Here is a 22828-nt window from a genome sequence, read left to right on the forward strand (position 1 = left end):
GGGCAATGACGCGAATGAACACGTGAGGAGAATTTCGATGTTGAACCGCTTTATGATTTCGGTTGCCGCAGTCGCACTCGTCGCGGGCACCGGTCTGGCGAACGCACAAGACAAGGGCCGCGACACTGGCGCTGGCTCGCAGCAGATGCAGCATTCCCAGCCCTCCGGCGGCGGCGCCGAGCGCGGCGGCGCGATGGGTCGCGATTCCATGAGCCACGATAAGGGCACTGTCGGCCAGGCCGGCGGCTCCAGCGCGACCAAGTCCGAAGACAAGTCCGGCGCGATGAAGGACGACCGCTCGGGCGGCGCGATGCACAAGAACGCGGCCGAAGACAAGGCCGGCGCCACCAAGGGCCAGCGCACCGACGAGCGCGCGCAGGGTCAGATGGACAAGTCCCAGCAGGACAAGTCCAAGAGCATGAGCCAGGACACCAGCAAGTCCGGCAGCAAGGACCAGAAGGACATGAAGGCTGAGGGCAGCAAGAGCGGCACCTCGACCAACAACGCCGAGACCCAGAAGGGCACCGGCACCAGCACCAACCAGAATGCTCAGGGCCAGACTGGCACCACGAACCAGAACGCGCAGGGTCAGACCGGCACCAGCTCGACCCAGAACGTGCAGGGCCAGAGCTCGACCACGGTTGGCCAGGCCGGCGCCGCTGCCAAGCTTTCGACCGAGCAGCGGACACAGATCACGTCCGTGATCCGCGAGGAGCGCGTCGCCCCCGTGACGAACGTGAACTTCTCGATCTCGGTCGGCACCCGCATCCCGCGCGAGGGCATTACCCTGCACGCCCTGCCGTCCCGGGTCGTGACCATCTATCCGGAGTGGCGGACCTACAAGTACGTACTGGTCCGCGATGAGATCGTCATCATCAATCCGGACACCTACGAGATCGTGGCCGTCCTGAACGTCTGACGCAGAACCACGGCAATCGGGGGCGGGCAGCGATGCCCGCCCCTTTGCATGCGCCCGGCAGCCATGCTTCGGCCTGGTTAACAAGCAATTTCCGTACTTTCCGCACAGGTTTTTGCGCACTGGATGAGGTGCTTGAAGCTGCCCTCGAGGCCCTTCAAGGCTTCCCCTCAAGCGCTTTGTTACCTATAACCCCCGCCACGCCGAAACACCTCTCCCGGGATTGGAATGGCCGAACCTGCAACCGACACGATCCTCGTCCTGAACGGGCCGAACCTCAACATGCTGGGGACCCGCGAGCCCGACAAGTACGGCCAGGCGACGCTGGCCGACGTCGAGGCGCTGTGCCGGGAGACGGCCGCGACGTTCGGCCTGAAGGCGGACTGCCGGCAGTCCAACCGCGAAGGCGAGCTGATCGACTTCATCCACGAGGCGCATCGGCGCAAGATGAAGGGCATCATCATCAATGCCGGCGGCTATTCCCACACCTCGATCGCACTGCACGATGCGCTGCTCGCCGTGCAGATTCCGACGGTCGAGGTGCATGTGACCAACATCCACGCCCGCGAGAGTTTTCGTCACCATTCCTACACCGCACGCGCGGCCTTCGCCTCGCTCTGCGGTTTCGGCATCGAGGGCTACCGCCTCGCCATCCAGGGCCTTGCCGCCAAGCTCGGCATCAAGCCCAACGCCTGACGCCCCCTTCAATCAGAACATTCGGATCAAACAACATGGCGCGCCAGCCAGACGACAAAGCAGCCGCAAAGTTTTCCAGCGAGGATTCCGCGCTCGTCCGCGAGCTGGCACTTCTGCTCGATGAGACCAGCCTCACCGAGATCGAGATCGAGCGGGCGGGCCTGCGCCTGCGCGTCGCCCGCAACATCAGCGTTGCCGCGACCATGCCGATGCAGGTGACGGCTCCTCCCGCCGCCCTGCCGCTGGCGGCAAGCCCCGCAACCCCTGCCGCGCCCGATCTGTCGAAGCATCCCGGCGCCGTGACCTCGCCGATGGTCGGCACCGCCTATTGGGCGCCGGAGCCGGGCGCAAAGCCGTTCATCGATGTCGGCACCAAGGTCTCGGTCGGCCAGACGCTGCTGATCATCGAAGCCATGAAGACGATGAACCAGATCCCCTCGCCGCGCGCCGGCACGGTGACACAGATCCTGGTCGAGGACGGCCAGCCGGTCGAGTACGGCGAGCCGCTGGTGATCATTGAGTGACGCGAATGGGGAAATAGCGAATAGCGAATGGCGTCAGCCTTCCCTACTCGCCATTCGCCACTTCGCCATTCGCTGCAGGACAACATGTTCGACAAGATCCTCATAGCCAATCGCGGCGAGATCGCCCTTCGCATCCTCAGGGCCTGCAAGGAGCTCGGGATCGCGACCGTCGCCGTGCACTCCACCGCGGACGCCGATGCCATGCATGTGCGGCTGTCGGACGAGAGCGTCTGCATCGGACCGCCGGCGTCCAAGGACAGCTATCTCAACGTGCCCGCCCTGCTCGCGGCCTGCGAGATCACCGGCGCCGATGCCGTGCATCCCGGTTACGGCTTCCTCTCCGAGAACGCGCGCTTTGCGGAAATCCTCGCCGAGCACAATCTGCACTTCATCGGTCCGAAGGCCGAGCACATCCGCCTGATGGGCGACAAGATCGAGGCCAAGAAGACCGCCAAGCGGCTCGGCATCCCCGTGGTGCCCGGCTCGGACGGCGCCGTCGGTCCTGACGACGATGCATTGGCGATCGCCAGGAAGATCGGCTTCCCGGTGCTGGTCAAGGCGGCGGCCGGCGGCGGCGGCCGCGGCATGAAGGTCGCGCACAGCGAGGCGGACCTGCAGGTGGCGCTGTCGACGGCAGCGAACGAGGCCAAATCCGCCTTCGGCGATGCCTCCGTCTATCTGGAAAAATATCTGCAGAAGCCGCGCCACATCGAGATCCAGATCCTCGGCGACGGCCGCGGCGGCGCGATCCATCTCGGCGAGCGCGACTGCTCGCTGCAGCGCCGCCACCAGAAGGTCTGGGAGGAAGGCCCCTCGCCCGTCCTCGCTGCCGCCGCACGGGCCAAGATCGGCGAGACCTGCGCCAAAGCCATGCGCGAGATGAAATATCTCGGCGTCGGCACCATCGAGTTCCTGTTCGAGGACGGCGAGTTCTACTTCATCGAGATGAACACCCGCATCCAGGTGGAGCATCCCGTCACCGAAAGCATCACCGACATCGACCTCGTGCTGGAGCAGATCCGCATCGCCGCCGGCGGCGACCTGCCGGCCAGGCAGGACGAGGTCCAGGTCATCGGCCACGCGATCGAGTGCCGCATCAACGCCGAGAATCCGCAGACCTTCCGCCCCTCGCCGGGCCGGATCCTGCAATATCATCCGCCCGGCGGCCTTGGGGTGCGGATCGATTCCGCCGTCTACCAAGGCTATACGATCCCGCCCTATTACGACTCCCTCGTCGGCAAGCTGATCGTGCACGGCAAGACCCGGGCCGAATGCCTGATGCGGCTGCGGCGGGCGCTGGACGAGATGGTGGTCGAGGGCATCGAGACCACGCTGCCGCTGTTCCGTGCGCTGGTGCGCGAGGCCGACATCATCAATGGCGACTACCACATCCACTGGCTGGAGCAGTACCTGGCCGGCAAGGCGGAACCCGCCCCGCGATAACCTCGTCCCCTTGGAACCCTTTGGCCCCGATCGCGTTCTGGAGGGTTGGGGCCAATTCCAAGGGGGCGTTTTGAACTCCATCGCACGCAGACAGGTGAACCGTCGTGACGGCTGAAGGCCAGCGACGGCGGGCATTCTGGCAGGTCCTGCTGTTCGCGGCGGGCATTTTGGTGCTGACCGTGATCAGCGCCGGCTCCGTCTACCTCGTCAACAAGGCGCGCGAGGACAGCAAATGGGTGCTTCACACCATCGAGGTGGAGAACCAGATCAATGCCCTGCTGCTGGAGATCCGGCGCGCCGAGAGCGGCGCCCGAGGCTTTCTGCTGACCCAGGGGGACAACTTCAGGGTCGACCATGAAAAGGCCGTTTCGGCGATCATTCCGGCCCTCGACAAGCTCACGCGCTTCAGCGCCGACAATCCGCAGCAACGCGCGAATGTCGAGAAGCTGAGCGCGGCGATCGAAATCCGTCTCGGTCAGTTTGCGCAGGAAATGATCTTTATGCAGCAGGGCCAGCCGGACAGGGCCACCGCGTTGGTTCGCGAGGCCGCGGCGCAGGACACCACAACCAGGATCACCAGCGTCGCGAACGCGATGATCCAGGAGGAGGAGCGCCTGTTCCGCCTCCGCACGACCAACTCCGACCACAGCCAGACCCTGGCCGCCTCGATGACTGGTATCGGCTCCGGCCTCGTGGTGGTGCTGGCGCTGATCTCGATCTGGCTGGTGCGGCGCTCGGCACGCGTGCGCGACGAGGCCGAGGCGCGCCTGCGCGATGCCAACCTCAATCTGGAAGCCGTCGTCGACGAACGCACGGCGGATCTGCGCGAAGCCAACGACGAAATCCAGCGCTTTGCCTATATCGTCAGCCACGATCTGCGCTCGCCGCTCGTCAACATCATGGGCTTCACGAGCGAGCTCGAAGAGCTCGGCGGCGACATCTTCCGCCGCATCGGCAGCCTCGCGCATGTCCCCGCGGGGGCAGCGCCGCTCGCGCCTGCCGCGCCGGGCGAGATCGCGCTCGAAGGCGCCGACAAGCAGCTCTCGGAGGATTTCTCCGAAGCGCTCGGCTTCATCAAATCGTCGATCGCCAAGATGGACCGGCTGATCTCGGCCATCCTCAACCTCACCCGCGAGGGCCGGCGTGAATTCCAGCCGGTGAAGGTTGACACGCGCGAGCTGATCGAGGCCATCGCGACGACGCTGGCGCACCAGGCGGCCGAGGCGCAGGCCGAGATCCATCTCGAGCCCCTGCCGGACCTCGTGAGCGACCGCCTCGCCCTCGAGCAGATCTTCTCCAACCTGATCGACAACGCGATCAAATATCTCAAGCCCGGCGTGCCCGGCGAGATCAGAATCCGCGGGCGGACCAAGCTCGGCTACGCTATCTTCGAGGTCAGCGACAACGGCCGCGGCATCGATCCGAAGGACCACCAGCGGATATTCGACCTGTTCCGCCGCGCGGGAACCCAGGATAAGCCTGGCCAGGGTATCGGCCTTGCGCATGTGCGTGCACTTGTGCGTCGCCTCGGCGGCACCATGTCGGTATCATCGGAACTTAATGCGGGCAGCACCTTCACGATCACGCTGCCGATCGCCTGGAACGTGAGCAACCGGAACCGAGATCGATGACCCAGCCTGTCACCATCATCATGATCGAGGACGACGAGGGCCATGCCCGCCTGATCGAGCGCAACATCCGCCGCTCGGGCGTCAACAACGAGATCGTCTCCTTCGCCACCGGCACCGAGGCCATGCGGCACCTGTTCGGCGCCGACGGCTCCGGGCTCGTGCAGAAGGGCAACGCGCTCCTGATCCTGCTCGACCTCAACCTGCCCGACATGACCGGGATCGACATCCTGAGGCAGATCAAGGAGAACAAGTATCTTAAGGCCTCGCCCGTGGTGGTGCTGACCACCACCGACGATTCCCAGGAGATCAAGCGCTGCTACGAGCTCGGCTGCAACGTCTACATCACCAAGCCCGTCAACTACGAGAATTTCGCCAACGCCATCCGGCAGCTCGGGCTGTTCTTCTCGGTCATCCAGGTCCCGCCCGCCGCCACATGAACCAGCGCACGCCGACACTGCTCTACATCGACGACGACGAGGCGCTGGCGCGCCTGGTCGATCGCGGCCTGACGCGGCGCGGCTTCCGGGTCGTCCATGCCGCAAGCGGCGAGGAAGGCCTCGAGCGCATCCGCCGCGCCGCCGCCCTGAACAGCGCCGAAGGCGGCATCGACGTCGTCGCGCTCGATCAGTACATGCCGGGCCTCGACGGGCTCGAGACGCTCGAGCAGATCATGGCGATCCCGGACGCGCCGCCGGTCGTGTTCGTCACCGCCTCGCAGGATTCCAGCATCGCGGTGACCGCGCTCAAGGCGGGAGCGGCCGACTATCTGGTCAAGGACGTCCAGGGCGACTTCATCCCGCTCCTCCACGTCGCCGCCGAGGGCGCGCTGCGCCAGGCCGAGCTGCAGCGGGCGCGCGAGGAAGCCGAGGCCGAGATCCACGCTTCGCGCGACCGCTACGCGGCGCTCGCCGCCGAACGCGAGCTCCTGCTGCGCGAGGTCAACCACCGCGTCGGCAACTCGCTCCAGATCATCGCCTCGCTGCTGCACCTGCAGGCGAGCTCCGCAGCGCAGGACGAGGTCAAGGCGGCGCTGACCAATGCGATGGGCCGCGTCGCCGCGGTGGCGCAGGTGCACCGCCGCCTCTACACCTCGCAGGACCTCAAGAGCGTGGTCCTCAATCAGTATCTGGACTCGCTGCTCGAGGATCTCAGGCGGTCCGCCGAAGGCAACCGGATGTCGCGCCTGACGCTGAAGGCCGAGCCGATCGAGATCGATCCGGACCGTGCGGTCGCCGTCGGCATCATCGTCAACGAGCTGGTGATGAACGCGGTGAAATACGCCTATCCGGACGGCGCCGGCCCGATCCATGTCGAGCTGATCTCGCAAGGCGACGATCTCCTGCTCTCGATCACCGACGACGGCGTCGGCGACAACGTCAAGGCCGATCCGCGCTCCACCGGCATGGGCCAGCGCATCGTCGCAGCCATGGCCACCAAGCTCGACGCCACGGTGGAGCGTGATCCCACGCATTCCGGAACCCGGGTCGTGCTGAAGTTCGGCCGTCTGCCCGCAAGCGTCGCCAAGACCAGCACCGCTGCGGCGAGCTGAGCGGTCCGGCCGCCACCCATCGCAACTGCGTTGCGATCCTGCTATGATGGCAAGCCATGACTTCGCGCGACTCCGCCCCGTCTGAAATCACGCCGGCCGTGTTGCTGCGCGCCTATGCCTGCGGCATCTTTCCGATGGCGGAAAGCGCCGACGATCCGACCTTGTTCTGGGTCGAGCCGGAGCTGCGCGGCGTCATCCCGCTCGACGGCTTCCGCGTCGCCTCGCGCCTCGCGCGCACGGTGCGCTCGGATCAGTTTCGCGTCACCGTCAACACCGCGTTCAAGGCGACGATCGCCGGCTGCGCTGCGCCGCAAGTGGGACGCGAGGACACCTGGATCAACAAGCGCATCCGCGACCTCTATGGCGGGCTCTTCGAGCTCGGCCATTGCCACAGCGTCGAAGCCTGGCAGGGCGACGATCTCGTCGGCGGTCTCTACGGCGTCAGCCTGGGGCGGGCCTTCTTCGGCGAGAGCATGTTCCACAATGTGCGCGATGCCTCGAAGGTCGCGCTGGTGCATCTGGTCGCGCGGCTCATTCACGGCGGCTTCGAGCTGCTCGACACCCAATATGTCACCGAGCACCTGAAGAGCTTCGGCGCAGTCGAGATCTCGCGGCGACGCTACACCGCGCTGCTTGACAAGGCGCTGGCGGGCGATGCCGGCGATTTCCTGAAGCTCTCCGCCGGCGAAGCGATCCCGGGCGCACGCGCCCTGGAGATCATCGCTTCGCGGCAATAACGAACAGCTCGTTAGCGGCCGAATCCGGGAATGCCGAACAGGCCTGGGCGCTGCTCCGGTGGGGGCGGCGGTGGCGGTGCCGGCTGTTGCTGCTGCTGCTGCTGCTGGATCGGCGGCAGCGGCTGCGGCGGGCGCTGCTGCACCTGCTTGGGGGCGGCCTTTTTCTGTGCAGGCGGCGGTGGCGGCGGCTTTGCCGCGGCCGGATCCGGTGCCGCCGTGGCGACGGTCTGCTGCGGCTCTTTGCAGTCGGTCAGCCAGATATCGTAGATCGGATGCTCGACGCCGTGCAGGCCAGGGCTTGCCGCGTACATCCAGCCCGAGAAGATCCGCTTCACCTCGCCCTGCAAGGTGATCTCGTCGACCTCGACGAAGGCGTCGGTGTTGGCCGCTTCAGTCGCCGGACGCGTGTAGCAGGCGTTGGTTTTGACGCGGAGCGCACCGAACTGGACGGTCTCGCCGATCTCCTCGTCGAAATTGATGATGCGCCCGGTGATCTTGTCGAGGCCGGAGAAGGTCGCCTTCTTGTTCACGATCTTCTGGGCCGGCGGCTCGGTCACGACCTCGTCGCCCGGCTGCAGGCTGGCCGGGGTCTGTGGCACGGCGCCGCCCGGCCCGCCCTTCTGCTGGGGCTGGCGCTGACCGGGCGCACCCGGCGCGCCTTGCGGCCCCGGCGGAGCGATCGCGGCGGAGGGCGGCTGGTTTGGCGGCGCGAGGGTCGAGCCCGGCGGCGGCGCCAGAGGCTGAGTCTCGACCGGCCCCGGCATCACGTTGCCCTGCCGGCCCGGCGGCGGCATCGGGCGCGACGGCAGCACCCGGCCCTGCGGCGGCAGCTCCGGCACCTCTTCGTCGTCCTCGGGCATCGGCTGCGGCTGGGGCTGGCCGCGCGGAATGCTGCCGGGCGGCCGCAGCGGCGGCGGATCGGAGAAGATCGTGCCGATCTGCGCACTTGCCGGCGTCGCAGCCGTCAGTGCGGTGGCGGCCAAAAGCGCCGCAAGACCGGTCAGGGAAAAGATTTTGAACATTTCGCGCGGCTTCAACAGCGAATCGGGCTCGTTGGACATTCTACAGGGGATACCGCCGCTCGCAGGCTCTCCGGTTAACACGCCGAATACGGCGGGGGAAGGGCGGCAACCCAGCCCTTCCCGGCGCGGTCTGGCAAGGCCAGCTCCCGGATGGGATAGTCGTGAGCCCCTCCCCGGGGCCGAAAGCGGGAATGCCCCCGAACCGGACAATCCCGACAGAGATGCCCTCCCTCCTCGAAGCCGCCCTCGCCCTTCCCCTGCGTGCCCTGAGCTGGCTCGGCGGCCAGGGCACGCGCGCGGTGGCGGCGATCGCCTTCATCGCGGTCGCGGTGCCGCCGCTCGGCGCGCTGCTGCGCCCCTATGTCACCGAAGCGATCTTCCTTCTGCTCTGCATCTCCTTCATGCGCGTCGATCTCGTCGCGCTGTACGGACATCTGCGCCGGCCGGCGCTGGTCGGGGCCGCCACGGCCTGGACCACGATCGGTGTGCCGCTGATCGTCGGCCTCATCGCCCATGGAAGCGGGCTCGACAGAAGCTCACCCGGTCTCTTCCTTGCGCTGATGCTCCAGGGCATGGCTTCGCCGATGATGGCAGCACCCGCGCTCGCCGCGCTGATCGGCCTCGACGCCACGCTGCCGCTGGTCACGCTGGTCACCGCGACCGCGCTCGTGCCCTTGACCGCCTCGCTGTTCGCGAGCCTCTTTCTCGGCGGCATGCTCAGCATCTCGCCGCTCGCGCTCGGCCTGAAGCTGCTCGGCATCCTCGCCGCATCGCTGCTGGCCGCGACCGTCATCCGTCGCCTGTTCGGCACCGACGCGATCCAGCGCCACAGGCGGCCGATCGACGGCTTCAACATCCTCATCCTGCTGGTGTTCGCATCCGCCGTCATGGGCGACGTGGTGCACGATTTCCTCGCCGATCCGCTGTTTGCGACCGGCGTCGCACTGCTTGCCTTCGCGGTCTATTTCACCCTGCTCGCCGTCACGACATTCATCTTTCGCCGCGCCGGCAGCGAGCGCGCCTTTGCGATCGGCCTGATGGTGTCACAGCGCAATCTGGGCCTGATGCTGGCGGCCACCGCCGGCGCATTGCCGCCCACCACCTGGCTCTATTTCGCGCTGACGCAGTTTCCGATTCACCTCGCGCCGTACATGCTGATGCCGATCGCGCGGCGGCTGAGAGTGCGCGCCGATACGTCAGGCGGGGCAGCCACGGGCCACATCACCTAGCCAGCGCTCGCCGCGCCGCGATGCCTTTGAGCAAGGCCATCTCGATGCGCCATGCTCATTCAACTTTCATCTTCTTGCATTCAGCCAATATCCACTGCCGGAATGCCTGCATCGCGTGCGTGTGCCGCTTTGATTTCAGGGACGTGAGCCAGTACGATCCAAGATGGACGCGGGTGTCGTAAGGACAGGCCAGGCGTTTCCGGGCTACATCCTCCGAGAACAAGACGACCGGCAAAAGTGCGACCCCGCCTCCTTGAGCTGCAGCGTGCGCCAAGGAGACCGATGAATCAAACGTCGGGCCCGTCATGCGAGGCTGCCGGCATTTCGCCGCCTCGAACCACTGTGTCCACTCGCCGGATCGGTAGGAACGCAGCAGCACCTGTTGATGGAGATCTATCGGGTCTTTGAGGCGCTTCGCTATCGTTGGCGTGGACATCGGGGTGAAGAAAGCATCGACCAAACGCTCTGCGTTGGTACCGTGCCAGGCGCCGTCGCCAAATCGAATGGCGTAGTCCAAGCCCTCGGCGCCGAGGTCGACACGATTGTTGTTGGCAAAAACCTTGATATCGACCTGCGGGTGGATCGAGGTGAAACTCTTGAGGCGAGGAACGAGCCAGCCTGCCGCGAACGTTCCGACGACGCCGATCATCAGCGTCTCCCGCATGCGGCCGTTTTCGAAACGGTCCAGCACCTGGTTGATCCGACCGAAAGCATCCGAAATCGCAGGCAACAGCGCCTCGCCTTCCTCTGTCAGGGCAAGCCCGCGCGTGAGCCGCCTGAACAAATCCGCACGCAGGCTTCGCTCCAGAGTTCGCACCTGCTGGCTCACGGCGGCCTGCGACACCCGGAGTTCCAGGCCGGCCTTGGTGAAGCTGAGGTGACGCGCTGCCGCCTCGAACGCGCGGAGCGCGTTCAGCGGAAGACTGGAAACGTTGGGAGGTCGGCGGGCCACGTCTGATCCAAGTTTTACTTATGGATGGCCTTACGAAGCATCGTTTGTCAATCGCGGCAGCACGCAGCAAAAAAGCGCACGTTCAATCGGAGTTCACGATGCTAACGCGACGTCAGTTCGGATCATCCACACTTGTCCTTTCAGCACAGCTCTTCCTCTCGAAAGTCTCGGGTGCTTCGACACTTGAAACAACACGGCTGTTGGAGGCCATCAGGCAACTTGAAAGCAAAAGCGGCGGTCGGCTCGGCGTCACCGTGCTCGACACGCAAACCGGAGCGTCGATTCAACATAGGGGAGACGAACGATTTCCGATGTGCAGCACCTTCAAGGTGCTCGCGTCCGCAGCAATATTGAAACAGGTAGGAGAGAAGCTGGACGGCCTCGATCGACGCGTTCGCTTCGATCAATCCGACATTGTCGAATATTCGCCGGTCACCCGTGAGCATGTGGGACCGGACGGCATGTCGCTGCGGGAACTCTGCGAGGCCGCCGTTACGAGGAGCGACAACGCGGCCGGCAACCTGCTTCTCAGGGAAATAGGAGGCCCCGCCGGCTTGACCGCCTTTGCGCGCAGCCTCGGTGACGACGTGACCCGATTGGACCGCATCGAGACCGAATTGAACGAAGCTGCGCCAGGCGATCCTCGCGACACGACAAGCCCGAACGCGATGGCTGAGAATTACAGGCGTCTGGTGCTGGGCAACATGCTTCCGCCGGCAGGTCGGGAGCAGCTGTCCAAATGGATGATCGCAAACAAGACAGGCGACAGCCGATTGCGCGCCGGTCTGCCGCAGGGCTGGCGCGTGGGCGACAAGACTGGAGCGGGCGGCCGCGGCACCAACAACGACGTTGCGATCGTATGGCCACCTCAGCGCTCGGCGCTCATCGTCGCAGTCTATCTCACGGGCGCCTCTGTCGCCATGAGCGCGCAAAACGAGGTGATTGCCTCCGTCGGACGAGAGGTCGGCAAGGAATTCGGCTGACCGCGCAAGCTGACGTTCACCCCGAAAGCCCGGCAGAGCCCCTTCAAGTGGAGGCTTGTGCCGGGCGCCCTACCCCGCCCGCGCCGCCCGCCGCAGCGCCTGCGGCGGCTGGCCATACGCGCGGATGAAGGCGCGCCGCATGCGCTCGGGATCGCGGAAGCCAGTCGTTTCCGCCACGCGCTCGATCGCCTCCCGCGAGGACTGCACGCGCTCGCGCGCGACTTCGAGCCTGAGCCGCTCGATCGCCTTGGAGGGCGTCGTGCCGGTCTCGGCGGCAAACGCGCGAGCAAAATGCCGGGCGCTCATGCCGGCGCGGTCGGCGAGATCCTCCACCGTCAGCGGCGCGTCGAGATTTTCGCGTGCCCAGGATAACAGTGCGCCGAAGCGCCCGTTCGGCGCCTTCAGCTCCAACAGCGACGAGAATTGCGACTGCCCGCCGCTGCGGCGGTGATAGAGCACGAGCTGGCGTGCGGTCGCCTGCGCGATCTCCTCGCCATGGTCCTCGGTGACCATCGCGAGCGCGAGGTCGATGCCGGCGGAGATGCCGGCCGAGGTCCAGACATTGCCGTCGCGGGTGAAGATCTGGTCCGGCTCGAACTTGACCTTGGGAAAGCATGCGACGAACTCGCGCGTCCGCCCCCAATGCGTGGTGGCCCGGCGGCCGTCGAGAAGTCCCGCCTCGGCGAGCACGAAGGCGCCCGAGCAGACGCTCGCGACCCGCACGCCGCGCCTTGCCAGCCGCTGCACGAAGGCCCGCGTGATCTCGCAGCGCGCGGCCTCCGCGACGCCGCTGCCGCCGGCCACGAGCAGCGTCGTGATCGCGTTCGCCGTCTTGAAGTCACGCGCCATCATCTCGACGCCCGACGAGCTGCGCACCAGCCCCGGCTTGGCCGCCAGCACGCGGATGGCCGGCGCCTTGCCGATGCAGCGCGCTGCGATCTCGAATGCCGAGATCGGGCCTGCCGCATCGAGCAGCTGGAAGTCCGGGAAGATCAGGATGCCGATCATGGGCCAGGCCGCAGGTATGTCCGAAAGCGAGGGAATTATGCCATTTCTGACAGCAGGGCACCATGCCATTCTGCCGCCGTCAAGCGCATTGTCGGAGGCTCCCATGTCGTCACCGCTCCAGTTCGGAATCCTGGTGTTTCCACGCGTCACCCAGCTCGATTTCACCGGCCCCTTGCAGGTATTCGCCATGGTCCCGGACGCAAAACTGCACCTGATCTGGAAGCGGATCGAGCCGGTGCCGAGCGATTCCGTGCTGACGCTGACGCCGACCACGACGTTCGCGGATTGCCCCCAGCTCGATGTTATCTGCGTGCCCGGCGGCCAGGGCACCAACGACCTTCTCAACGACGAGGACGTGCTGGAATTCCTGCGCAAGCAGGCGGCAGGCGCCAAGTACGTCACCTCGGTGTGCACGGGATCGCTGGCCCTCGGCGCCGCCGGCCTCTTGAAGGGCTACAGCGCCGCCACCCATTGGAGCGCAATGGAGATGCTCGCACAGTTCGGCGCAACGCCGACGAAGACACGCGTCTGCGTCGATCGCAACCGCATCACCGGCGGCGGCGTCACCGCCGGGATCGATTTCGCGCTGACGCTGGTCTCGATCATGGTCAATCGCACCACGGCCGAAGCGATCCAGCTCCAGATGGAATACAATCCAGCCCCGCCGTTCAATGCGGGCTCGCCCGACACCGCGCCCGCCGAGGTGCTGGCGCTGCTGAGGGAGCGCGGCGCGCAGAACCAGGCGCGGCGTCTCGAAGCGGTGCAGCGCGCGGCTGAGCGGGTGAACTAGACTCCACTCTCGTGTCCCGGACGCGCTGCAGCGCGCAGCGATGCGGCGCAGAGCCGGGACCCAGGGAGCCACACAGCACGCAGCAGAATGGGCCCCAACAGAAAAAGGCCGCTCGGTTTCCCGAGCGGCCTTTCCTGTCTCACGGTGGCTGCACATTCACATCGGGCGATGTCGGAGCTTCCAGACCGGGGGCCTATCTCCCGATCGAGTCCTTCCTCGGCGGCCGCTGCATCTCGGGACAGTCGCGAACTGTTGCCCGAACCGAACGCGATGGTCTCCCATCTCCGTAAGATGGGATCATTGAGCCGCATCGCCCGCCTCGAGGCAACGCCTGCGCAAGCAGCGTCCCCGCTGTTCCCGTTGTCCACAGCGGCGCGGCGCGGATGCAGGTGCATCCGCTTTGGACGATGGTGGTTCGTGGGTGCGCCGAAAAGGCTAGCCGGGCGTCCAGGGCTGATAGTCGCCGGTCGCCTTGGGGCGCCTGCCGCTGGCGAGCGTCGAGCCGGAGGGACGATAGGCCATGGCCGTGCCGGTGAGATTCGGCTGGTGCGGCTTTTCCCACTCGCGCGGCTGGTAGTCGATCTCGGTCGGCGGCTTGTCGACGACGTGGTGGATCCAGCCGTGCCATTCCGGCGGAATCCGGCTCGCTTCGGCGTAGCCGTTATAGATCACCCAGCGCCGTTCGAAGCCGAGCGTCGGATCGATCGCCCCGCCCCGCGTGCGGTAGTAACGGTTGCCCTGCTCGTCCTCCCCAACCAGCTCGCCATACCGCTTGGTCCAGAGCTGGGTGCCAAACGTCTGGCCACTCCACCAGGTGAAGAACTTGAGGAAGAATTGTTTCATGCGGCAAGGGCCCTGCTTCGTCGGGTCCTGATGCCATCCGGGGGGCGAAATGTCCAGTTCGGCAGGCGCGCCGGCGCCCCCGCAAATCCGCCTACCGCGCACGCCCCTGCCGCAAAGCGGACGCGATTCATTCATGCCCCGTACAGCAGCAGGGCCTGAGGCTCCATTCGCGCGCAAACCGGCGTGATCCCAGGAACCCCAATGCATTCATAGGGTTTGCTTTCCGGGAAAGGAGTTTGACCATGAACAGTCTGAAATTGTTGAGTGCTGCCGCAGCAGCGGCGTTGGTTCTTCCCTTGGCGAGCCCGAGCTTTGCACAGAGTCGTGCCGCCGCGGTCGGAGCGGGCGGTGGCGCCCATGTCGGCGGCGGTGGCGGCGGTGCTCACATCGGCGGCGGCGGCTTCGGTGGCGGCGCGCGCATGGGTGGCGGCGGCGCGGCCTTCCATGGCGGCGGCGGCAATTTCGCGGCGGGCGGCGGCGCTATGCGCCCAAGCGGCGGCAGTTTCGGAGGCGGCGCCGCGATGCGTCCGAGCGGAGGCAGTTTCGCGGCCGCCCCTGCGGTCCGTCCGAGCGGCGGCAGCTTTGTAGGCGGCGTGGCGGCCCGCCCCGGCATCTCGCCCACCTTCAGCGGCACGCGCAGCGTCGCGACCGCCTCGCCGGGCACGTGGAGCGGCAGCGGCGGCACCTGGAGCGGCGGCTGGCGCCACCATCACCATCGTCGCGGCGGCGGTTTCTGGCCGGGCTTTGCGGCCGGCGCCGCGATCGGTGGCCTCGGCTCCTACGCCTATTACGGCGGCGGGTACGGCTACTATGACGATCCCTACTACTACGACAGCTATTATGACGAGCCGACGGTTGCGGTGGTGCCCGATAGCGGCGGCGACTCCGCTGCCTATTGCGCGCAGCGCTACAAATCGTACGACCCGGCCTCGGGCACTTATCTCGGTTACGACGGCCTGCGGCATCCCTGCCCGTAATCGGATCGCCTAAGCGTGAGGCAGAAGGCGTCGCAGCGATGCGGCGCCTTTTTCGCAATCGGCGTCTTCCTCACCGGCTCGCACGTGCAAGGATAAATACAAATCGATGCAAATGGACCTTTATGCACCGAACCGTGCATATCCTTCGCGATCCAATCCCAAATTGACCCGACCCACGATTCGCGGATATCACAAACCACAGTGGGGACTTCGATCTACTGGGAAGTGTCATGCCGCGTATTCTCGTGGTTGATGACGATCCGATGGTCGGCGCGACCATCGAGGTCCTCCTCCAACGTCAGGGCTTCGACGTCACGCTCACCGACGGCGGCGAAACAGGACTGGCTGCGCTGGAATCGCACGCCTTCGACGTGATGCTGGTCGACATCTTCATGCCGCATATGCGCGGCTTCGAATCCATCCGCATCTTTCACGAGCGCGCCCCGGCCACGCCGCTGATCGCGATGTCGGGCTACGCCTTCGCCTCGTCTGCCTCGCCCTCTCCCGATTTTCTCCGCATGGCGCTGGAACTCGGCGCAACGCGCTGCCTGCGCAAGCCGTTCACGCCCGAAGCGCTGCTGACCACGATCCGGGAATGCCTCGCCGGCGCGAGCGCGCCGCCGAAGGACCAGAAAGAAGCCCCTTGATTCCAACGCAACGCGTCATTCTCGGTGTTGGACTCGCCATCCTCCTGATCATCACCGCGGCTTCGATCGCCCTCGACGTCAAGTCGCGGTCCGACGCGGCGCGGCTAAACCACACCGTCCAGGTGCAAAGGAAGATCTCCGATCTGCGCGTGCTGCTGCGCCGGGCCGAGAGCGCCGCGCGCGGCTACGAGCTCTATCGCAGCCAGGGCTTCAGCGACGAATTCCAGGCGGTGCACGCCAAGATCGCGCCGGCCCTCGCCGAGCTCAAGCGCGACGTGCACGACAGTCCCGATCAGGTCGCGCTGCTGGAGGGCACCGAGCCGCTGGCGCTGCGCCGGATCGAGATCGCCGCCACCGCGATGCGCCTGCGCGCCGCCAACGACCAGGCCGGCATTGCCGCGCTCAACAGCAAGGCCGAGGGCCGAGGGCTGATGGACACGGTCATGGGCAATCTCGACCGTCTGAGCGCGGAGGAAGAACGCCTGCTCGCCGCCCGCTCCCAGGATTCGCGCCGCACCGGAATCGTGCTGCTCGGCATCGACGTCGCCGGCGCCGTGCTGATCCTGCTCCTGGTCGCTTTGGTGATGCGCGAAAGTCGCCGCACGACGGGTGAGCTCCAGAGCTCGCTCGAGCAGACCCAGGCCGCCAAGACCGCTCTCGAGGCGGCGGTGGCCGAGCGCACCGAGCACCTCGTCGCCGCCCATGACGAGCTGCGCCTGTCGGTCAACGTGCTCCAGAGCACGTTCCGCAGCATGGCGGAGGCGGTGCTGGTCATCGACGCCGAGGGCATGGTGCTGCTGTCCAATCCGGCCGCCGAGCGCATGCTGCTGCATCGTACCGGCATGAACGTCGGCAATCTGCGCGCGCTGTCGGACGTGTTTCACGGCGACGGCGTCACGCCGCTTCTGGCCGACGAGCTGCCGTCGACGCGCGTGCTGCGCGGCGAGCAGTTCGAAGAGCTGGAGATGATCGTCCGCCCGCACAGCGGCAACCCGCCACGCCAACTCATGGTCAGCGGCCGGCCGATGCGGGACGGGCAAGGCAACGTCTCCGGGGCGGTCCTGGTCTATCACGATGCGACGACCTCGCGCGAAACCGAGCGGCAGCTGCACCAGTCGCAGAAGCTGGATGCGATCGGCAAGCTGACCGGCGGCGTCGCGCACGACTTCAACAACATGCTCACCGTCATCTCCGGCAACACCGAGACGCTGGTCGAGAGCCTGAAGGACCAGCCCGAGCTGCAGCGCACGGCGCGGCTGATCGACGATGCCGCCGAGCGCTGCGCCGAGCTGATCCAGCATCTGCTGGCGTTCGCGCGCCGGCAGCCGCTCGAGCCGCGCAACGTCGACATCAACGCCGCGATCTCCGACATCGCAAAGCTTCTGCGCCCCACCCTCGGCGAGCAGATCCAGATCGAGACCGTGCTGGAACAGGGGCCGATGACGACGCATATCGATCCGTCGAGGCTCACCAACGCCGTGCTCAACATGGCGATCAACGCCCGCGACGCCATGCCGAACGGCGGCAAGCTGCTGCTGGAGACCCACCGCGTCGCGCTCGACGAGGCCTATGCGCAGGCCAATGCCGACGTGACACCCGGACCCTATGTCATGCTCGCGGTCAGCGACACCGGCACCGGCATGTCCGTGGAGATCCAGCAGAAGGCGTTCGAGCCCTTCTTCACCACCAAGGAGGTCGGCAAGGGATCCGGCCTCGGCCTCTCCATGGTCTACGGCTTCGTCAAGCAGTCGGGCGGCCACATCAAGATCTACAGCGAGGAAGGCCACGGCACCACGATCAAGCTCTATCTGCCGCCGGGCGAAGGCGGCGCGGACGTCGCAGCTGGCGTCACGCCGCAGGCCGAAGGCGGCGCCGAGACCATTTTCGTGGTCGAGGACGATCCGCTGGTGCGCAACTTCGTCACCGCGCAGCTGCAGAGCCTCGGCTACAAGACGGTGGCCGCGTCCGACGGCAAGGCTGCGCTCGACTTGATCGAGGCCGGCCAGAGCTTCGACCTGCTGTTCACCGACGTCGTCATCCCCGGCGGCATGAGCGGCCGCGAGCTCGCCGAGGAGGTGGCGAGGCGTCGGCCGGGCGTGAAGGTGCTCTACACCTCCGGCTACACCGACAACGCCATCGTCCATCACGGCAAGCTGGATGACGGCGTGCTGCTGCTGACCAAGCCCTACCGCCGCAACCAGCTCGCCGAGATGATACGCAAGGCGCTGAACGGCAGCGGGATGGCGGCGAGCTAGTGCGTGAACTGCCGAAGGCGCGCTGCAGTCACACCATAGATGAGGCCGAGGGCACTGCCTCAGGATGTGAGTTCCAATTGTCCTCTTGAGACGCCGTAGGCTCGCCCGGATCCGCCCCGGAGGTAATCTGACACCGCGCTATGCACCGCGTAAGGCCGTTTTGATCGTCATCGGGTCGGTCTCAAGCAAAAATCAAGCGCACCTCAAGGACAAATCGTCTCGCCAGACCAGTCTCTGAGCATGCTCTCGGCGACAAATGTAGGAGCCGGTGTCGCGACAGTCCGCTTGCGGAGCGCAGTACCGAGCGCAGTCATCAGATGCACAGCTAGGATCTTGGTCTGCGGCCGGAATTGACGGCGCAGCTTCGACAGGTGCTCGCATGAAAAGACGAGAGTTCATCTTGTTGATTGGCGGGGGGCTGGCCTGGCCTGCGATCGCACGGGCGCAGGGCGGAGCCAAGCTGCATCGTATCTTCTGGGTCTCGACTCAGTCCGGACCGGATCCCTTCCTGGACGGCTTTCGCGAGGGAATGCGCGCGCTGGGATACGTCGAGGGCAGGACCGTAACAATCGAGACGCATTATGCCCCTGAAAACCCGCAGGCACTGCGCAAGATCGTCTCCGAGTTGCAACGAGGGGATGTCGACCTTGTGGTCTCGAGCGGTCCGGCGACGCGCGTCATGACTGCGGTGACCGAAGTCCCCGTGCTGTTTGCATTGAGCGGTGACCCCGTCGCTTTGGGTGTGGTGAAGAGCCTTGCTCACCCCGGCACCAATTTCACCGGCAGCACATTCCTGTCGCTCGAGCTGGCAGGAAAGCGCGTTGAGCTGCTCAAGGACATTTATCCAAAGCTGCGAAAACTGGCGGTGTTCTCGAACACGGATCACCCGGGAGAGCCACTGGAATGGCGCGCGACTTTGGAGTCGTGCCGAAATCTTGGCATTGAGGCAGCCTACGTTCCGTTCTCCGGCGCTCGCGAAATCGAGAATGGGTTGATGGCTGCCGGCAAGGTGGACGCGGATGCTCTCCTCGTGTTTCCCGACGCTGTGACGCTGGTGCATCGTGCGAAGATTGCGGAGCTTGCAATCGCGCACCGGCTGCCTTCGATGTTTGGCTGGTCTGAATATTGTGACGCTGGAGGCCTCTTGAGTTACGGCGCAAACCAGCGCACGACCTATTTTCGGCTTGCCACTTATGCCGATCGCATCCTGCGCGGTGAAGATCCGTCAGATCTTCCGGTCATGCGTCCCGACAAGTTTGAACTTGCAGTCAATCTGAAGACAGCCAGGCTTCTGGGTATCGAGCTGGATGTGTCGTCGATCCTGTTTCGCGCCAGCAAGGTGATCTCCTGAGAGTAGTCATGACGGACGGTGCTGCGCAGTCCTCTTCGTGCACGATGCCTCCGCGTCGCTCGCTGTTCTGCAAGTACTTCGCGACGTTGTTTGTCGCTGCGGTCGTGCCTCTGATACTCGGCGCGGCCGTCGAGGCTTCTTTCGGGTACCGGGACCAGCGCCGCCAGATCAGCGCGGTGCTGCAGGCCGATGCTCGCGCTGCGTCCGACAGGATCGAGGCGTTCACCGATGGCATCCGAGATCAGCTGGGTTGGGTGGTGCAGCTTCCCTGGTCTGCCGGAGGCGATGCGCAACATAAGATCGATGCCTTGCGCCTCCTGCAGCAGGTCCCTGCAATCGTCTCGGTTTCGCTTCTTGATGAGACCGGCACCGAACGGGTCTTTGTTTCCAGGCTGCTTCTGAACAGGACCGGGCGCGGCATTGATATGTCGACGGATCCCGCTGTTCTGGGCGCACGCGCCAACGAAGTCTGGTACGGACCGGTTCAGTACCGGCGAGATTCAGAGCCCTATATGAGGATCGCGGTTGCCGGGAGCCTGCCGGCCGCGGGGGTTGCGATCGCCGAGGTCAATCTGAAGCTGATCTGGGATGTCATCGCAGCCATTAGAATTGGCGAGACCGGCTACGCCATAGTTGTCGATGATTCCGGTCATCTGATCGCACATCCCGATATCAGTCGGGTTCTGCGCGGCCGCGCCAGCTCCGGCAGTTTTGGCCCGATCAAGCATCTCGTTGGCGCGACGAGCGGAGCGGCGGTGATAACCGGGGAACGAGGCAACCCGGTGGTGGCGCTATCCGTTCAGGCCGCCGATGTGGGATGGACGGTGATCGCGATGCAGCCGACCTCGGAAGCCTTTGCATCAATTCGCGCGGCGTTGTGGCGCTCGTCAATTCTCATTGCGTTTGGTGTTCTTATCGCGCTGGCGCTCGCCTATTGGCGCGCGCACAGAATGTCCGGTCCGATCAAGCAACTGGAGGAGGGCGTGGAGCGGATCAGAACCGGACAATTCGAGCATCGCATCAAGATCTTCAGCGGTGACGAGTTGCAGCAACTGGCGTTGCGCTTCAACGAAATGGCTTCTGAACTGGCGATCTCGCAGCAGAAATCTGCGCGGATCGAACGGCTGAAGCAGTTCCTGCCGTCACAGGTCGCCGAATTGGTCGAGCATTCTCATGAACTGCTCGAAGGGCAGCGACGCGAAGTGGCTGTCATTTTTGGCGACTTGCGCGGCTTCACGGCGTTCTCCACGCGAAATGAACCCGATGTCATCATGGCCGTGATGCGAGAGTACTACGAGGCCGTCGGCGCCGTGACGACTCGTCACGAGGCAACGCTCATCGGCTTTGATGGCGACGGAGTCATGCTCCTGGTCAATGCCCCGATCGCATGCGAACAGCCGGCAACGCAAGCGGTCCGGCTCGCGATCGACCTGCAAATGACGGTGCAGTCCCTTGCCGGCAAATGGTGTGACGCCGGCCACGCGATCGGCTTTGGTGTGGGCGTTGCCATGGGTCCGGCAACGGTAGGAACGGTTGGCTATAACGGTCGGCTGGACTACACGGCGATGGGAGCCGTGGTGAATCTGGCGTCGCGGCTCTGCAATCTCGCGAAGGACGCGCAGATCCTGGCCGATCCCACGATCGCCGGAAGGGTAAGGGACAGCGTTCCGTTGGCCTCGCTCGGACAGCGGAGCATCAAAGGCTACGACCAGGCTCTCGAAGTCTTTGCTGTCGCACCTGCTGACCTGCCGTTGAAACCGCCGGGCTCGGCACAACGCCGGCGAGAGAAAGAGCTTCAGGACCACTGATACCCCGGCGTCCGGACGGCTAACGCGTCGCCATCACCACGGCGGCCAGCGTGAGCAGCAGCGCGGCGATCTGCCCTGCCCCGAGCGGCTCGCCCAGCGCCACCGCCGAGGTCACGACGCCGATCACCGGCACCGCCATGGTGCCGATCGCCGCGACCGAGGCCGGCAGGCGCGCGAGCGCTGCGAACCAGCTGACATAGGCGATGCAGAACTGCCCGACGACCGAATAGACCAGGAGCCACCAGCCGAGCGGCGTCACCTGCGACAGATGCGTGGTCTCGACCAGGAGGCCGACGATCGAGACCGGCAGGCAGCCGATCCCGATCTGCCAGGCTGCGGCGGTGAGCGGCGGCAGGCGGATCGGGTACTTCTTCGAGAACACCGTGCCGACGGCAAAGCCGAATGCGCCGACGAGCGCCATGACGATGCCCGGCAGCTTCTCGACGCTGGCGGCAAAGCCGTTGCCGCCCATGATCGTGGCAAGGCCGGCGAAGGCCAGCAGCAGCCCCAGCGTGCGCAACAGCGTCGGCTGCTCGCCGAGCACCGGCCAGGCGATGACCGAAGCCCAGACCGGCATGGTGTAGGCGATCAGCGCCGCCTCGCTCGCCGGCAGCCAGAGTAGCGCCAGCCCCATCAGCACCATCCAGCCGGTGACGTTGAGCACGGCCGAGGTGAGGAGGCGCGGCCAGATCGCGCCCTCCACCTGCAGGCTTTGCCGGCGGATCACCGCAAGCAGCGCCAGCAGCAGCGCGCCGAGCACGCCGGTGACCCCGCGCAGCGTCAAAGGCGGCAGCTCGGCGAGCAGGAATTTCGTCACCGGCCAGTTGAAGCCCCAGCCGACCGAGGTGATCGCAAGGAACATCAGGCCGGCCGGGGCGATGCGCGGCCGCACGCCCGGCGTCGTCGAATCAAGCATGTCAGGTAGTCCGGCAAAATCGACGGTCAGCTTGGCCCGGATTCGCAGGTCCCACCACCACTTCGGCGGGCATGCCTGCCCTCACCTTCCGTAGGGCTACGTGAGTCCTGCTGACGCAATCCCATTGCTCAAAAATATAGCTGCCCTGTGAACAGCGGGATGAAGCTTCCGCATCATCACGGGATGCAAATTTTTTCGGTTGGGAATCCCTGAGGACTCACTGATACTTGGGTCCACAACAGGCGCGGCGCTGACCCCTGTTATCCCCCACAATCCACCATATTTAGTATTTGATTCAGGAACTCGCACTAGTTCTTGACGGGCGCAACGGAGAGTCCTAGCTTTCGGTCCGTTCGGCGCGAGTGAGTTTGCGTCCCGCCGGCACTCCCCCAAAGGGTCTCGCAAATCTCCGCTCCGCCAGCCGGCCAAAGGCTGCGGATGAGGGCTTGTCTGCCCTCGGAATGCAGGCTCTTCGGGCGCCAGAACGGGCCGGCAACAGGCTCGGATGGCATCGAAGACGAAGTGACGTTGTGGGGCGTTGAACGCATGTC

Annotated in this window: 21 protein-coding genes; 16 read left to right on the plus strand and 5 right to left on the minus strand. The window is 65.5% G+C overall.

Features of this window, described 5'->3' with window-relative positions; all coding sequences use genetic code 11:
• The first annotated feature begins 37 nt into the window (after positions 1-37).
• The 8 genes from ACNJYD_RS20810 (at position 38) to aat (ending at position 7496) form a co-directional block, all read left to right on the plus strand.
• The gene (locus tag ACNJYD_RS20810; protein WP_172788660.1) at positions 38-919 is read left to right on the plus strand and encodes a DUF1236 domain-containing protein; all 882 of its coding nucleotides are present in this window, start codon (positions 38-40) and stop codon (positions 917-919) included.
• Positions 920-1144: 225 nt separating this feature from the next.
• On the plus strand, positions 1145-1612 hold the full coding sequence (gene aroQ / locus ACNJYD_RS20815; RefSeq protein WP_212258526.1) for a type II 3-dehydroquinate dehydratase: 468 nt from the start codon (positions 1145-1147) through the stop codon (positions 1610-1612).
• A 35-nt stretch (positions 1613-1647) separates the two neighbouring features.
• Positions 1648-2136: an acetyl-CoA carboxylase biotin carboxyl carrier protein gene (accB, locus tag ACNJYD_RS20820; RefSeq protein WP_212258524.1), complete on the plus strand. Its 489-nt coding sequence runs from the start codon at positions 1648-1650 to the stop codon at positions 2134-2136.
• An 84-nt stretch (positions 2137-2220) separates the two neighbouring features.
• Positions 2221-3579 (plus strand): acetyl-CoA carboxylase biotin carboxylase subunit, encoded by a 1359-nt coding sequence (accC, locus tag ACNJYD_RS20825; RefSeq protein ID WP_172788658.1) that lies wholly within the window; start codon positions 2221-2223, stop codon positions 3577-3579.
• Positions 3580-3683: 104 nt separating this feature from the next.
• Entirely contained in the window at positions 3684-5210 is a 1527-nt protein-coding gene (locus tag ACNJYD_RS20830) for a sensor histidine kinase (protein ID WP_172788657.1), read from the plus strand.
• Complete coding sequence (locus ACNJYD_RS20835; protein ID WP_172788656.1) at positions 5207-5647, plus strand: response regulator; 441 nt, start codon at positions 5207-5209, stop codon at positions 5645-5647. Before ACNJYD_RS20830 ends, ACNJYD_RS20835 begins: the two co-directional genes overlap by 4 nt.
• Complete coding sequence (locus ACNJYD_RS20840; protein WP_439363183.1) at positions 5644-6759, plus strand: sensor histidine kinase; 1116 nt, start codon at positions 5644-5646, stop codon at positions 6757-6759. Before ACNJYD_RS20835 ends, ACNJYD_RS20840 begins: the two co-directional genes overlap by 4 nt.
• A gap of 56 nt (positions 6760-6815) precedes the next feature.
• A complete protein-coding gene (gene aat / locus ACNJYD_RS20845; RefSeq protein ID WP_439363184.1) occupies positions 6816-7496 on the plus strand; it encodes a leucyl/phenylalanyl-tRNA--protein transferase in 681 nt (226 codons plus the stop codon).
• 11 nt (positions 7497-7507) lie between these two features.
• Here the strand turns inward: aat and ACNJYD_RS20850 are convergent, their stop codons facing one another.
• Complete coding sequence (locus ACNJYD_RS20850) at positions 7508-8557, minus strand: DUF2155 domain-containing protein (protein ID WP_439363185.1); 1050 nt, start codon at positions 8555-8557, stop codon at positions 7508-7510.
• 182 nt (positions 8558-8739) lie between these two features.
• Here ACNJYD_RS20850 and ACNJYD_RS20855 point away from each other — a divergent pair, with 182 nt between their 5' ends.
• Positions 8740-9747: a Na+-dependent transporter gene (locus tag ACNJYD_RS20855; protein WP_439363186.1), complete on the plus strand. Its 1008-nt coding sequence runs from the start codon at positions 8740-8742 to the stop codon at positions 9745-9747.
• A 55-nt stretch (positions 9748-9802) separates the two neighbouring features.
• Here ACNJYD_RS20855 and ACNJYD_RS20860 read toward each other — a convergent pair whose 3' ends face one another.
• Positions 9803-10699, minus strand: coding sequence for a LysR family transcriptional regulator (locus tag ACNJYD_RS20860; RefSeq protein WP_439363187.1), 897 nt, complete (start codon positions 10697-10699; stop codon positions 9803-9805).
• Positions 10700-10797: 98 nt separating this feature from the next.
• Here ACNJYD_RS20860 and bla point away from each other — a divergent pair, with 98 nt between their 5' ends.
• Entirely contained in the window at positions 10798-11682 is an 885-nt protein-coding gene (bla, locus tag ACNJYD_RS20865) for a class A beta-lactamase (RefSeq protein WP_439367498.1), read from the plus strand.
• Between the two features lie 69 nt (positions 11683-11751).
• Here bla and ACNJYD_RS20870 read toward each other — a convergent pair whose 3' ends face one another.
• Positions 11752-12690: a GlxA family transcriptional regulator gene (locus tag ACNJYD_RS20870; RefSeq protein ID WP_172788650.1), complete on the minus strand. Its 939-nt coding sequence runs from the start codon at positions 12688-12690 to the stop codon at positions 11752-11754.
• A gap of 103 nt (positions 12691-12793) precedes the next feature.
• On the opposite strand from ACNJYD_RS20870, the gene ACNJYD_RS20875 reads away from it, so the two are divergent.
• Positions 12794-13480 (plus strand): DJ-1/PfpI family protein, encoded by a 687-nt coding sequence (locus tag ACNJYD_RS20875; protein ID WP_212258515.1) that lies wholly within the window; start codon positions 12794-12796, stop codon positions 13478-13480.
• A gap of 435 nt (positions 13481-13915) precedes the next feature.
• Here ACNJYD_RS20875 and ACNJYD_RS20880 read toward each other — a convergent pair whose 3' ends face one another.
• Positions 13916-14323 carry an NADH:ubiquinone oxidoreductase subunit NDUFA12 gene (locus ACNJYD_RS20880; protein ID WP_212258514.1) on the minus strand — a complete coding sequence of 136 codons (408 nt, stop codon included), beginning with the start codon at positions 14321-14323 and terminating at the stop codon, positions 13916-13918.
• 242 nt (positions 14324-14565) lie between these two features.
• Between ACNJYD_RS20880 and ACNJYD_RS20885 the strand changes: the two genes are divergently transcribed.
• From ACNJYD_RS20885 to ACNJYD_RS20905, 5 genes are all read left to right on the plus strand, one after another.
• Positions 14566-15300 carry a BA14K family protein gene (locus ACNJYD_RS20885; protein WP_172788647.1) on the plus strand — a complete coding sequence of 245 codons (735 nt, stop codon included), beginning with the start codon at positions 14566-14568 and terminating at the stop codon, positions 15298-15300.
• Positions 15301-15530: 230 nt separating this feature from the next.
• A complete protein-coding gene (locus tag ACNJYD_RS20890; RefSeq protein ID WP_172788646.1) occupies positions 15531-15947 on the plus strand; it encodes a response regulator in 417 nt (138 codons plus the stop codon).
• Positions 15944-18202, plus strand: coding sequence for a CHASE3 domain-containing protein (locus ACNJYD_RS20895; RefSeq protein WP_212258513.1), 2259 nt, complete (start codon positions 15944-15946; stop codon positions 18200-18202). The genes ACNJYD_RS20890 and ACNJYD_RS20895 overlap by 4 nt, the downstream gene beginning before the upstream one ends.
• A gap of 379 nt (positions 18203-18581) precedes the next feature.
• Positions 18582-19553, plus strand: a complete 972-nt coding sequence (locus ACNJYD_RS20900; protein WP_212258512.1) for an ABC transporter substrate-binding protein — start codon at positions 18582-18584, stop codon at positions 19551-19553.
• Between the two features lie 8 nt (positions 19554-19561).
• Entirely contained in the window at positions 19562-21361 is a 1800-nt protein-coding gene (locus ACNJYD_RS20905) for an adenylate/guanylate cyclase domain-containing protein (protein WP_212258504.1), read from the plus strand.
• Between the two features lie 19 nt (positions 21362-21380).
• Here the strand turns inward: ACNJYD_RS20905 and ACNJYD_RS20910 are convergent, their stop codons facing one another.
• Complete coding sequence (locus ACNJYD_RS20910; RefSeq protein WP_260383506.1) at positions 21381-22277, minus strand: DMT family transporter; 897 nt, start codon at positions 22275-22277, stop codon at positions 21381-21383.
• Positions 22278-22828 lie beyond the last annotated feature (551 nt).

The organism is Bradyrhizobium sp. SPXBL-02 (genome assembly GCF_051853065.1).
Classification (GTDB): Bacteria; Pseudomonadota; Alphaproteobacteria; order Rhizobiales; family Xanthobacteraceae; genus Bradyrhizobium.